This window comes from Sulfolobus sp. A20 (assembly GCF_001719125.1).
Classification (GTDB): Archaea; Thermoproteota; Thermoprotei_A; order Sulfolobales; family Sulfolobaceae; genus Saccharolobus.
In genome coordinates this window covers 121626-134943 of the sequence record NZ_CP017006.1, presented here as the reverse complement: position 1 = coordinate 134943, position 13318 = coordinate 121626, and the positions used below count along the sequence as shown (strand labels likewise).

The 13318-nt window shown below is 36.3% G+C and carries 13 protein-coding genes and 1 pseudogene; 8 read left to right on the top strand and 6 right to left on the bottom strand.

The window, feature by feature from the left end; genetic code table 11:
* Positions 1–111: 111 nt before the first annotated feature.
* Positions 112–741 carry a type 1 glutamine amidotransferase gene (locus BFU36_RS00645; RefSeq protein ID WP_069281394.1) on the top strand — a complete coding sequence of 210 codons (630 nt, stop codon included), beginning with the start codon at positions 112–114 and terminating at the stop codon, positions 739–741.
* Between the two features lie 29 nt (positions 742–770).
* Here BFU36_RS00645 and BFU36_RS00640 read toward each other — a convergent pair whose 3' ends face one another.
* Complete coding sequence (locus BFU36_RS00640; protein ID WP_185957809.1) at positions 771–2180, bottom strand: aldehyde dehydrogenase family protein; 1410 nt, start codon at positions 2178–2180, stop codon at positions 771–773.
* 135 nt (positions 2181–2315) lie between these two features.
* On the opposite strand from BFU36_RS00640, the gene BFU36_RS14020 reads away from it, so the two are divergent.
* Positions 2316–2516 carry a hypothetical protein gene (locus BFU36_RS14020; RefSeq protein ID WP_069281390.1) on the top strand — a complete coding sequence of 67 codons (201 nt, stop codon included), beginning with the start codon at positions 2316–2318 and terminating at the stop codon, positions 2514–2516.
* A 575-nt stretch (positions 2517–3091) separates the two neighbouring features.
* On the opposite strand, the gene BFU36_RS00630 is transcribed toward BFU36_RS14020, so the two are convergent.
* Positions 3092–3853 (bottom strand): GH12 family glycosyl hydrolase domain-containing protein, encoded by a 762-nt coding sequence (locus tag BFU36_RS00630; RefSeq protein ID WP_231961200.1) that lies wholly within the window; start codon positions 3851–3853, stop codon positions 3092–3094.
* Between the two features lie 55 nt (positions 3854–3908).
* On the opposite strand from BFU36_RS00630, the gene BFU36_RS14145 reads away from it, so the two are divergent.
* Both BFU36_RS14145 and BFU36_RS13750 read left to right on the top strand, forming a co-directional pair.
* Positions 3909–4127, top strand: a complete 219-nt coding sequence (locus BFU36_RS14145) for a hypothetical protein (protein ID WP_231961199.1) — start codon at positions 3909–3911, stop codon at positions 4125–4127.
* A 150-nt stretch (positions 4128–4277) separates the two neighbouring features.
* Entirely contained in the window at positions 4278–4433 is a 156-nt protein-coding gene (locus tag BFU36_RS13750) for a transposase (RefSeq protein ID WP_069281386.1), read from the top strand.
* Between the two features lie 217 nt (positions 4434–4650).
* Here BFU36_RS13750 and BFU36_RS00620 read toward each other — a convergent pair.
* Positions 4651–5783 (bottom strand): annotated as a pseudogene (locus tag BFU36_RS00620) (RNA-guided endonuclease TnpB family protein).
* A gap of 268 nt (positions 5784–6051) precedes the next feature.
* On the opposite strand from BFU36_RS00620, the gene BFU36_RS00615 reads away from it, so the two are divergent.
* Positions 6052–6864 carry a hypothetical protein gene (locus BFU36_RS00615; RefSeq protein ID WP_069281384.1) on the top strand — a complete coding sequence of 271 codons (813 nt, stop codon included), beginning with the start codon at positions 6052–6054 and terminating at the stop codon, positions 6862–6864.
* 202 nt (positions 6865–7066) lie between these two features.
* Positions 7067–8479, top strand: a complete 1413-nt coding sequence (locus tag BFU36_RS00610; RefSeq protein ID WP_069281382.1) for an MFS transporter — start codon at positions 7067–7069, stop codon at positions 8477–8479.
* Between the two features lie 122 nt (positions 8480–8601).
* Here BFU36_RS00610 and BFU36_RS14375 read toward each other — a convergent pair whose 3' ends face one another.
* Positions 8602–8736 (bottom strand): hypothetical protein, encoded by a 135-nt coding sequence (locus tag BFU36_RS14375; RefSeq protein ID WP_255446846.1) that lies wholly within the window; start codon positions 8734–8736, stop codon positions 8602–8604.
* A gap of 252 nt (positions 8737–8988) precedes the next feature.
* Between BFU36_RS14375 and BFU36_RS00605 the strand changes: the two genes are divergently transcribed.
* Complete coding sequence (locus tag BFU36_RS00605) at positions 8989–9477, top strand: hypothetical protein (protein WP_069281380.1); 489 nt, start codon at positions 8989–8991, stop codon at positions 9475–9477.
* Positions 9478–9526: 49 nt separating this feature from the next.
* Positions 9527–11035, top strand: a complete 1509-nt coding sequence (locus tag BFU36_RS00600; RefSeq protein ID WP_069281378.1) for a hypothetical protein — start codon at positions 9527–9529, stop codon at positions 11033–11035.
* A 36-nt stretch (positions 11036–11071) separates the two neighbouring features.
* Here BFU36_RS00600 and BFU36_RS00595 read toward each other — a convergent pair whose 3' ends face one another.
* Both BFU36_RS00595 and BFU36_RS00590 read right to left on the bottom strand, forming a co-directional pair.
* Positions 11072–12211 carry an MFS transporter gene (locus tag BFU36_RS00595; protein WP_083216330.1) on the bottom strand — a complete coding sequence of 380 codons (1140 nt, stop codon included), beginning with the start codon at positions 12209–12211 and terminating at the stop codon, positions 11072–11074.
* Entirely contained in the window at positions 12201–13277 is a 1077-nt protein-coding gene (locus tag BFU36_RS00590; RefSeq protein ID WP_069281376.1) for a radical SAM/SPASM domain-containing protein, read from the bottom strand. The genes BFU36_RS00595 and BFU36_RS00590 overlap by 11 nt, the downstream gene beginning before the upstream one ends.
* Positions 13278–13318 lie beyond the last annotated feature (41 nt).

Sequence of the window (13318 nt, the reverse complement as noted above, 5' to 3'; positions counted from 1 at the left end):
CTCTAAGGGAACCCTCTAAGGGGAGGAGGTCAAGTTGTAGACGAAGTATATATTAGGGAAAGGATGATGACGTTATAAAGATTTAATAACTTTGTTAAGTAAATATCACATATGGTAACTTTAGCAATATATAATCACCCTATTGAGACTTTAGGAACTTTTAAAAAATATTTCTATAATGTTAAAGAAATTTATGCAGAAGAACTGAAGGGTAATGAGGATTTTGAGGAACTAGTAATTATGGGAGGACCTATGGGAGTTTATGATAGAGATAAATATGGATTTTTAGAAACTGAGATGCAATTGATCAGAAAGGCTTATTATCAGAATAAGAGGGTTTTAGGAGTTTGTTTAGGGTCTCAATTAATTTCAGAAGCTTTAGGGGGGAAGGTAATTAAAGGCCCCTATGGTGTTGAGTTAGGAGTTCAGAAAGTCAAGATAATTGGAGAGCTATCGAATTTCTTAAAGACTGATGAGTTATTAGTCTTTCAGTGGCACGGAGATACTTTTTCTTTGCCTATAGATGCTGTCCTTTTGGCATACAACAGGAACTATTTCCAGGCTTTTAAAGTTAAAAGGATCTTAGGTTTACAATTTCATCTGGAAGTGAATTCAGAAATGATAAGGGAATGGGTTAAGAATTATGGAGGAGATGCTAGCATTGTAGATGATGTGAAGAGAAATGAAAAAGAATTAGAACATAATGCTGAAAAGATCGTAGCTTTCTATAAGTCATTATAGATGAAAAAGAAAACCCTCGCCCTTTAGGGTCAGAATAGTGTTATAGCTATTAGTTTGTTCTCAGTCATTTCAATCATGGTTTCTCTAACTCCCTCTCTTCCTATTCCAGTCTTCTTAAATCCGCCGAACGGTAATGAGTCCCACCTTAACCTTGTACTATCATTTATTATAACTGCTCCGAATTTCAACTGTCTGCTTATCTTTAAAGCCCTATTTAAGTCATTGGAAAATATCGCTGATTGCAAACCATATTCTGTTGAATTGGCGATGCTAATTGCTTCCTCATCATTCTTAACACTCACAATTGGTGCAATTGGTCCAAAAACTTCAGTTTTTAGCGCTAACATATCTAAGTTTGCGTTGGTTATGACTGATAGCGGGAAGAAATATCCAGAATCTGAACCCTTGTTTAATATTTCTACCTTACCTCCTTTAATCTTTGCGTCCTCCAATACACTATTTAGCTTCTCTACACTCTCCCTATTAATAACTGGACCTACGTCAGTAGTTTCGTCTAATGGATCTCCTACTCTTAGGCTTTTTACTTTCTCGTAGAATGCTTTAGCGAATTTATCCGCGATCTCCTGCCTTACTATTATTCTTTTTCCAGCATTACAGTTTTGTCCTGCGTATTCAAATCTCGCTCTTACCGCTATTGAAGAAGCCCTATCTATGTTGGCATCTTCCAAAACTATTATTGGATCTGATCCCCCTAATTCCATAATGATCCTTTTCCCTAATGCTACAGCCTTGGAAGCTATACTTAGCCCAGTTTGCGTAGATCCGGTAAGCGTAATTAATCCAACTAAGGGATGCGTTATTATCTCGTCTCCAATCTCATTGCTATATCCCGTGACTATTCTTACAGCACTGTCTGGAAGTCCAGCTTCAACTAAAATTTTTTTCATTTCAATTGCTGATAGTGGCGTGTTTATGCTAGGTTTTACAACTACTGAATTGCCCACAGCTATCGCAGGAGCTACCTTATGAGCAAAGGAGTTTATCGGAAAGTTAAAAGGTAATATAGCAGTAACTACACCTATTGGTTCTCTAGTACTTATAACTATCCTGTTCTCGTTACCAGGAGGATACTCATAAGCATCTACCCTATAATTCTTGCCCTCTAAAACTATCGATGCCTCTTCCGCAGCTTGCCTAAATAATCTGGATGCCCTTAAAACTTCTACTCTAGAATCTTTTATAGGCTTTCCAGCTTCTGTCGCCAACAGCCTAGCTAACCTCTCTTGTTCCCTTTCTATGATCTCCGAAACTTTTCTTAAGATATTTGTCCTCTTGTATAACGGCATCTTTGAGATCTCTTCAAACCCCTTATAAGCTTCTTCTATCTCTCCCCTAACCTCATCTTTACTCATCCTCTTAACTGTTCCGATAACTTTCAAATTTGAAGGAGAGCGTATTTCAATATTTTCTGTCATTATTCATTATTAAGATCTCCAATTTTAAAACTTTTGCAAAACATATAAACCTTAAATATATCCTTTAAACTAACTGACAAAGGAAGGACAAGCCTCGCCCTTTAGGGCGGGGTAAAGTTTTTAAGTGAAGGAAGATCATTGGGGAGGAGGGAAGGAAAAAGTAATGAGAACGTGTCCCTTCTCCTCAGTACATATCCCCAAGTCTCGAGGAGGGTGGAGTGGGGGCTCCTCTACCCAAGAGATAGTGGTAAAATGGCTGAAGACCTAGCTATCGCTGGACGAGTGGAGCGGGCTCTAAAGCCCACTAGCTATGAAGTGGTAAAGGCGGTAAACTTGTGAACCGCTCTAAGGGAACCTTTAGAGCGGGGAGGAGGTCAGAATTTAGTCTTTGACTAGCAATTCAGTGTTAATAAAAAGCATTAAGGTAAGAATCTAGATCTTCTCAATATCTTAGAAGTGAGTTCTATATTTACGGAATATAGGTTTATAAAATCAAATAGAAAATTGTATTTATGCGTAACTGAGCAGCAATCTACAAGAATTTCTCTTAGTTTAAACACAAAATTGAAACATTCGACTAGTTAAACTATTAGAAGCCTAAAACACGCACGTGAACTGCACTTAGCATTCAACAAGAAATAAGGTAAGATGTTGAAAATATCCATAGTACAATTTACTCAATCCATAAGTCAGAATAAAATTTTATTGAGTGAACGAAATTGATTTCTACATGCGCAGTTATGTCAGCTAATATCGCTAGTTTCCTCTATAGCTTTTGGAATAGTCTTACTACTGTTCTGACATTTTAGTATTACTGGAGAAATCTGTTAAAGTCCCTTATCTTCATGAAATACAATGGGCTACGAGGAGCAGTCCAGAATAAAAACTCAGCTTTGAAAGGCTATCTTTTATTTTCACTTTATAACCCAGTTATAGAGTGTGTATCCAGCTAATACTGAACCGTTAACGTCGTTGAACTCCATGCCCACTTGTATGGCGTCCAAGTAGTATCCTTCCGGTGTGATGTTAGGAAACACCTTCTGAATGAAAGAGAAGCTCCCCTCGATCAGCTCCGAGAGCGGTACTGTCACGTTTCCCTCCAGCTGAATCTCGCTAAGGAAGTAGACCCCTATCCAACCGTTGGCAGACCCAGTGTGTGGGATCACGTAAACGGAGAAGTTATCCTCAAGGGGAGTCCCATTGACTACCAAGGTGGCCTGCACTTGTCCCTCGTATATGAAGTAATTGGAGAGGGTCTCGTTGTGGTACAGCCAGATCATCACCTCTACGTCAGGGAACTCCAAGTAGGTAGTGTTGGGGTTCTGCGTGAGCCATATATCGTAAGAGAAGTCGTCTATTACACCCTTCTTTAAAAAGAGGGAGTAGGAAAGGGTAGAGGTGAACTGCGGTAACTTGGTTACCATCAGAGGAAGGGGTAACAGAGGAGAGACTTGAGTGGAGCCGGTGAAGGGGAACCAGTCCTCTTGTCCATACATAATTCCTGGGTAGCCGTCCACGGATATTGATGGGTTGACTTTCTTAAAGTGAGTGAAGTTGATGTAAACGTGGAGGACGTGCCCTATGTAGGTCAAGTTAGCCTCACCGTTGGCGCTCTTCATGTTCCACAGGAATGGAGAGACGAAGAGAGAAGCGTTAGGAGTGTAGACCTCTGCCATCGCGTATGCACTATCGCTCTGGTACTTGCCTAGGACAGTGAAGGTGCCAAGCTCATTGAAAAGGAGTAACTTCCCTGAGTTTTGTGTAGAGCAGGAAGTTGAGCTCTCCTCAAAGGAGCTTTGGGTAGACGTCGAGATACTGGAGGTCGTCTGGGTACGACCTAGTTCTTGGATTAAGGTCACTACCAATGTCACTACTAATGCTATTGCTACTATACCTAGGACAATTTTTCTTTTCATTGTTAATAGTAAAGCGCAGAGTTTAAAAGCATAGGTTAGCTTGATTTTTTCAAGCATGTGGAAGGTCAGTACACGACTATCACGCTGACTATAAGAATGGCTTCAGTCTCATGATGTCTGATAGAAAGAACGGCAAACCTCACTTTTTGAGGGTATAAGCTTTTAATCTTTTCTAACTTTTCCTATGGCACTCCCTTCTGGTCAACTTCAAGAAGATGAGGAGCGGGAACTCTCTCCCGCAATATCAGAAGGGAGTGTCCGTACAATCCTTGTTAGACTATTCCCTAATGGTTACCAACAGAAGAAAATAAAGCTGGTAAACGCATCAGCAAAACTGTGAAACGAAATCAATTACGAGAGAAGACAGCAGTTCTTCCAACATAAGGGAGTGGATCTTAAGGACACTTGGGACAAGTATTATGAAAAGTACAAAAAGGTTCTAGGCTCAGCTAACGCTTTTTTGAGCTTATAAAGTTGAGGAAAGCCTCGCCTTTTAGGGTGGAGAGGAAAAGTCAGCTAAATACCACTTCTACACTAAAAAACTTTTACCCAACTCCTTAAAGGACTAAGCTTGCTTTTCCTTTGTTAATTAATCCGTTAGCTAAATCTGACTTCCTCCCCTTTTCCTTCATCGATTCGTGCTTACATCTCTCATATGTCGAGAGGCTCAGAGAACCATAGAGGTTCATGACTGCAATAACATCACGATCATTCTCATAACCACACTTTATACAATGAAAATACCTATAAGCTACTTCTTCCATTTCTTTTCCGCACTTTGGGCAATGGGTAGAGGAATAATGAGGGTCAACATAAACAACCTTTAGCCCATGCTTCTTAGCCTGCCACTCAATCCAGTATTGAATCCTACGGTACTGCATGAGATAGAGTTTTTATTTCTAAACTCAGAGGGCAATTTCTTCACATTTTTAATTAGGTTATTGAGGTCTTCGAGGAATATAGCAGAAATATTAAACGACTTAGCTGTATCAATAACCCATTTACCCACCTTTTTTGCAGAGTCCTCTAAGATGTTTTTAGCCTTCTTATGGTATGACCTAATTCTGTTAAGGATCCTTCTATTCTCCTTCCACCTCTTCTCATACTTCTTCTGTAAGCCCTCAGCTAATGATTTGTAATGATGAGCATCCTCTAATCTTGTGGGTATCCTAACGTACTGTTCATCGTCTTTACCAACAACTACCTCAGCCATGTTAATATCAATTGCGACACCGTCTTTAGCCTCTGGTTCCTTCCATTCCTTTAGAAGAGTGACCGTTAAGTACGCTTTGCCTTCCTTTAGCAATAGCCTAGCCTCTCTCATTTCTCAGTCCTTGTATTCTGACAAGCTCCTTGGATAGCCTAGTATTGGTATTTCACCAACTCCTATTTTCCTTACACTCATTTTATCGAAATCAATGGAATATGATTGTTCTGGTGTTAACCAGACAGATACCCTCATTTACTACTGGATACTTACCACGCTTGGAGTTCTTCAACCACGACTTGTATATTGCTATAGCGTTTCTGTTACAGTCTACGGCAACCTTTGACGGTAGATTAAACTTTTGCCTTAGTGTTTTGTAAGTACCCTTATGAGTGTCTTTTAATAACCTCTTTGGCTTGTTCTCTCTTACCAATTAAGGACATAACGTAGGCCTTTTTCATAATTAGAGACAAGGCTGAGCAGAGGGGAGGTAGGGGGAAATCTTCAAACTGTAGCTCTGATTTCTAACCCAATCTTTTTAGTCCCTCTACTCATAATAAAGGGGTAAAGGAAAGGGGTTTATATACTTTTCATCCTCACCTAAAGGGCGAGGCTTTCTTTTTCTTTTGTATCGTTAGTTGATTTTTAAATTCACAATCAAAAGATGTTTTGATAGTTATATTCATATATTAATATATCATTACTCATTAATCCTAGTAAAAATAATAAGTTTAAGTTCCGTATATATAGTGTGAAAAAGCCAAAATTGCTAACGACAATTTTAAAGACTATTGCTAATAGTGATGGATCTGTACTTATCAAGGACATACCGTTGAGTAAGAAGACCCCTTTAGGAAAATTATATAAGGCTCTATTATTGTTGAAAAAATTGGACGTAATTGAGATTGAAGGGGATATTAAGTCAAATAGGGCAAGAATAGTTCTAAAGAGAAAATACGATTTCCTTAACTTGTCTCATGATGTTAAAGTAATTTTCAGAGGGGATAGAACTAAGATAAAAAGTTTCAAATATAACGCAATAGCGTTGAAAGAGATGGATAAAATAGAGGTTTCTAGTTATTGGACAGCTGATTATAAGTATAGAACAGAAGTTAAGGTCTATGTCGCTAAGAGGGAAAAAGGTGAAGTGAAACTCTATGAGAAACAGGTCAGTCAACAAAAAGCCTATCTTAAATGGATTCTTAATCCCCCCTTACAAGTAGGAGAGAGTATTCGTTATGGCTTCAAAGTAATTCAAAAGAATTACTTTACATTTACTAAGGAAGAGACGTTAAAGGTGTATAGAGATGAGGAAATGATGGATGGCTTACAAATTTCTACACCCACAATATCTGCTAAACTTGAAATCACTTTTCCTAAATGTTACGAGTTTGAAGGAGTTAAGGCTGAGAAATATGATATAGTGCTCTATGAGGGTCCTCAAGACCCTGTGAAAATCCCAAAGGAGGTCGGAGATTTAATAGTAGAAACTAACCAAATAAGATTATATCTCTATTCACCTCCCTTAGGAATGTACTTTGTAAGTTGGAAGCCAGCAAAGTAGTCTTTATAGCTAGAAAAGGAAGCCTCGTCAATTATAAGGAAAAACCCAGTTTTCTCATTCCAAAATGACCTATTAAGAAAATAAACATAAGATAAGGAAAATTTTAGTATAAGAAAAATAGGACAAGCAGTAAGGGTTTAAAAATTATGATTAAGTGGCTATCTAGTAAAACTTAAATTGAAAAGATATATCTATTTAGGTTATGAGAAAAGAATTCTTTAAATACTTAATTGTCCTAGCGTCAATATCTATTCTTACAATGTATATTGAAATGGTTGTCCTCCCTTCATTACCAACTATTGAAAAGCAGTTCAACGTTAGTGAATCTGATGGCTCATGGATCTTATCATCAGAAACTCTAGTAGGGATGACCTTATCTCCAGTCATAGGAAAGCTAGCTGACACGTATGGTAGAAAGAAAGTGCTCTTATATATCCTTATCTTTTATACTGTGAGCGTATTTTTAACCTCTATATCGCCAAATTTTGGTGTTTTGATAATTTCAAGGTCAATTCAAGGTATAGGTTTAAGTATAAATCCGTTAGCTTATACAATCTTGAGAGAAAGGTTAAATAATAGAGAGCTTCCCATAGCACAAGGTATAATAGCGTCGACTTTTGCAGTAGGCGCAGCTGTAGCAATACCTATCGGAAGTTATATAGCTCAATATTATTCATGGCAGTTGGCTTACGAGACAGCATTACCCTTACTTATCGTCATAATATTCGTAACAAGGTATTCATTGCCTCAATCAGTTATGAGAGAAGAGCAGAAAATAGACAGTTTGGGTATCTTATTACTATCCTCGTCCTTCTTAACAATAGGGATATCCTTGACTGAAGCTCCAACACTAGGCTGGTTATCGTTTCAATTTCTCTCTTTACTTTCATTAGGTTTAATTCTCTTTTACTTCTTTTTAAGGCATATTTCAAGAGCAGAAAATCCCTTAATAAATGTGTCAGACTTTAAAAATCCTAACATAGCTGTTCCTCTTCTCTCTTCATTTGTCACTGGTTTTGGCTTGTTTCTAACATTTCAGTCCTTAGTGTTTATGCTAGAACTACCGAAACCAGTTGGATATAATATGACTATTTTTGAAGCGGGATTGACAATGTCTCCTATCGCGTTAATATTACTCATCGCTGGACCTTTCTTCGGATCTCTAGTCAATAAAGTAGGCTATAAAAAGATTATATTGTCCACCTCTTCATTCTCAGTTATTGCTATACTAACCTTATCTTATCTGATAGGATTAAAAGTTTCCTTGATAGAGTTAATGCTTTTGTTAGTATTAGTCTTATTTTTCATCTCAGGCATGAACATAACTCGAATAACGTTATTGCTCGCCAGTACTTCAAAGAGGAGAATGGCTACAATAACCGGGACCAATACTAGCATGAGACTTATGGGAAACACTTTAGGTCCTATAATAGCTGGATCTATAGAATCTACCTTTAGGCAACCCTTACTTTTAACCATTTACAATGGTATTCCTCTGTTCACTTTCATTCCGTCTATCTTAGCGTTCCAGTACTCATTTTTGATTTCAGGGATTATAATAGTAGGTGTAATTATGTTAGCTACAAAGATAAGGGAAGAGAGAGTAAGTGTTTGAGACTATATGTTACCTCCTCTCCATCCTAAAGGATGAGTTTTCCTTAAATCATTTCATAGGTTTATGACTTACCACCTTTATCCTCATCTCTTCATAGCTAGCGTGCTTGAGTGCCCACTCCTCTAATCTATTAGTAGACTAATGGACAAGTCTTCAGCCATTTTACCCACTCCGCTATCCTTAAGACTCAAGGATATCTGTTGAGAGGGGGATGCTATGCCAAATCCCCTTTTGGACTTCCCTCTGCCTAATGTCACTCCTTATTTGAAAATAAAAAGCTTTACCTTGACTGCTTAGGCTTGTAGTTCATTTTCTAGCTGAAAAAGAAGGGAGTATGTAAAAATTTTCGATATCTATTGTTTATCTATGTATGAAATAAATTATATAAAACGAAATACCCATAACATCACTAAAATATAATGCTTCAGTTAAATATTTTACATAAAAATGTTTTGTGTAATACATGCAAACTGAGAAAACTTTATAAACTTGTATTACATGTAATACATATGAGCCAAGACAATAATGAACAACAAAAGAAGACTATAACTATACGTGGTATAGATGAGAAGTTGTATAGAAAACTCTCCGAGATTGCTAGGAATTCTGGTAAAACAGTTGGTGAAGTCACTAATCAAGCCTTTAAAACTTTCATAGATTTATCTAACACAGCGAAGCAGACAGCTTCCAGCATTATTGAGAGTGGTAAAACTTTTGTTGAAGGTTTCAGAGAGGGAGTAGGTGAGCTTATCACTATCTCTGACATCGATGAGTTAATTATAAATAAGGAGGAGCTAATGAGCGCTGGTAAACCAATAGTTTTCAAGAACATCAAGAGGCTTACCTTAACTGGGATAACTGATAATGATATAGACGCCTATATTCGTGAAATATATGGGGTAGACGAATTGATTATACCTTCTGGAATTAATAAGATAAAATTACTTCAAAAATGTAGAATGGTAAAGAAGATAACTATACAGAATCCAACAAGCTAGATATATCTCGAAAAACTTTTTTAGTTAGATAATTTTTTGCTATATAAGTATGAGAAAAATATCCCTTATTTTAGTAATTATTGTGCTACTTGCATTTCCATCATTAATTAGCTTAGGAATGGCGAGTAATCAACGAGATGCCAGTATAGTAAAGTACCAACAATATTCGTCAGATTTGATGATTGCTAGAAACGGGGTGACTTATAGCTATTCTAGTATCGTTTACAACTCAACATCAACCACTAATATGGAAACATTGACTTATACACAGTATAAATATGACGTAACAATAGGTAGTATACAAAGATATAGTGGAAACCTACAAATCAACGTAACACCATTTAGCATAAACGTTTATTCACAAATTCCCCAACTAGCTAGAGTTATATTAATTGAGCCTAATTTCGTCAGAGAACTAGTATGGGCTGGATTCTTAAATACTTCTAATGAGATTTCTGGTATAGCTTACTTCAACAACACGGCAACTTTAGTTTTAGAGTTTCTGAATGGAACTACTTTTACTAATGTAACTTTTAATATATCACATACTGAAACGCAATACACCAAAAGCGTATCCTTATCCCTCTTGAAGGTTAACCTTACGTTATCGGGATATTCACAATATACTTTAAGCTTTACCAATACTTTTCCAAGAAGATATGGTAATGAGGTCTTCACTTACAATGGAATGACCAGTGAGGCACCATATAATACGAGTATAGCCTACTTTAATGGAACCTATGTCCCAGCAATGATTTGGAGAGGAGAAGTTAAGGGTCTTACGGCTTTCTCCTCATTTAATTTGCAAATTGATGCTCAGTTTACTAATATTGAGTTCTTTGGAGTAAATGGTAGTGTAATAGGAGATTTAGACAATTCTTACGTATCATCCTATTTCTCTCATAATGGATTCTTATTCAATCTGACTATCAATAACGTGGAGTCCCATATGAAGCTTGTGATCAATCCTAATGCAGAGTACGGAAAGGCTAAGGTATCAAGCATGATAAGCGTTAGTAATATTCCAGTCGTGATTGAGATAACTGATAAGGGAGTGGAGAGTACAGCTGAAGTTCAATTATATCATCAAGTTGTAGTAATAGAGCCTGCGATGTTAGTTAGCGTTAATGTTAACGGCTATGGGGAATACGTGACCGTATTCCCAAACGGAACCGCTGAGTATGTTAGAATAGCTTCTCCCTCGTATGTTAACGTTACCAATATTACTCTAAACTCTAATCACTACACTGCTCAAGTTGTTAAAGTTAATAGTACAATAAGTGGATACATAGTTTTCAATGTAAGCTTGCTAAAGAATGAGACTTTTGTTGTGTTTAAACAGACTAGTAATGGTATGGTTCAATTGAATCCTAACGACTATTTTATATATAACGGGAAGATAATCGTCTTCGACGATCCATCAACTACTTATTACATAGTTTACGGCTATAAACCATCAATACAGACGCCATTTACCAACGTCGAAATATTAATGATAGCAGTTGTAGTTTTAGTCATAATTATTGCTTTAGTATTAGTTATAAACAGGAGAAAGTAAACTATTTTTTATTTTAAACTTTTCTTTACCTTCTCATTAAATTACCTTTATTTTCTTATAGAACTCATAACCGTAAACTCGGAATACTAAACTAACAATAGCCCCTATTATAAACGGTATTGCATAAAACCCTATTGATAATAGATATCCTTCCATAATAACTCCAAGTGTTTGTCCGAACCTTCCGAACATTTCTTGCAATACATTACTAACTTCAACCTGGCCAAGTCTCTTCAATAACTTAACAAATAGGATAGAGTTTACAACGGTTATTAGTGCATCAATAAAATCTGATGCCAGTAGTGCTGATACACTCGCTATATAAATTCTTAATGATATTAAAGAGACTAGAACGCTTGAGATAATAGAAAATGGGATGTAATACTTAATCAAAGTCTCCTCTTTAACCTTATCAGCTACTCTAAACGATATTAGATTTACAACATACTCTAACAGATATATTATGCTTACAGTAAAGCCATTTAAATCTAATTTTAAATAAAAGACTTGAAGTAGCTTCATCACTATAGCAGTTACAAAAGAAGCTATGAAGCTAGGTATAATCACTACAAAAATAGCCTCCTTAGATGGTACTAATTTGAAATTCTTCACTTCAGACGTAGTTGGTCTAAACAATAAGATGAAGAATATTGTAGTTAAATAAAATATCCCTAACGGTAAGAATATGTACTTGACTATTCCGAAATAATTTGTAATAGCTGATAAGCCTATAGAAGATAAGTAGCCCATCACTGTGATACTATACCTTTTTGAGTAGATTCCCTTTAACTCATTCTCATCAAAATTATATACAATTAGTGTTCTAAACTGCGTTATAAAGACCTGGGCTAGCGACAGTAGTCCAAACGATAAATAGAAGAACGTTAAGGAATTAAATGATAACAGGAGAAGCGATATCGCGTCTACTAGATTAGATAATAATACTGAATTTCTTGCCCCTATTCTCTTGACCACGAATAAAGATGGATATGATAATATCGCGGATAGTATATAATATGTACCAAAGAAAGAGGCAATTATTAAGGGAGAATATCCCAACTCATATGCGTAAATCGGGAAAATTAAATTTCTTACCATGCTTATAAAGCTGGTCAAGTAGTCTACCGTGTAAATATAATATCTAAGTGTAAGTTTTCTACGCTTGTCATCCGTCATCTTCCTCCCCTGCTATGAAGTTTCTGTTAAGGAGACCGTTTTCATAAAATAGTTGACATAATGGATGTGGTGCGTTAAAGTCCCTGTAGAACTCGTATGCATCAGCTCTGCAAAAGCCTCTACAATAGTCTTTTATTAGGCATTTTCCACAGATACCCTTAAGCTTTATTTCCTTTCTGTTGAGTATCTCGTGCGAGAAGATTTTGTTTAAGTCATCTCTCCTCACATTTCCAGCTCTCATTTCTGGGAATAGTGTGAATCTATGACAGATTGATACATTACCATTACTACTGATTCCAGCTATTCTCCACCAATGGCAACCCAAATTTAATAGAGTGTCCTTTAGCATGAATTCGGTAAATTCCTCTGGAATTACTGCTGGGGGAACGTTTAAGACTATGGGAATTTTTCCATCTAATTTTATTCTTAATGAATAGAATAGTCTTATTGCATCGTAAATCTCTTTAACCTTAGTAGGCTTAAGTAGTTTTGCCCTACCCTCTGGGCTTACCCATACGTGGACGTACCATACATTAGGGGATAGGTTAATAAGGAGGTCAATAAAACTATTTATTTTTTCTTCATTATATATCCAGTCTGTTATTACAAGGGTAGTTATTATTGTCCTTTTTACATTATATTGTTTTAAAAGGTGTAAGGAATTAACTGTTCTTTCAAAGGTGTTAGCTCCTCTAATACTTTCATGAACTTCCTTAGGGCCATCCAAACTTACACTTATATGTACTTTGCTTAGGTCAGAAATTGATTTCAGAAAATTATCATCTATTAAAAGACCATTAGTCTCTATACTTACCGTAATGTCCTTGGAAATTGTATAATTAATTATTTCTATAATATCCTTTCTTAAAAGTGGTTCTCCCCCTGTTAGTCTAATTTCTTTAACCTTTAATTTTTCAGCGTAATCTATGATCTTTTTAAACTCATCTAAAGAGAGTTCATTTTTAATAATCAATTTAGGTGAGGAAGGAACGTAACAGTGTGTACAAGATAGATTACACGTTAATGTAGTATAAATATAAAAAAGGTCTCTTTCATTTTCTCCCATTTTTATTAATCACCTCAACCCACTGTACCTGTATCGCAAAT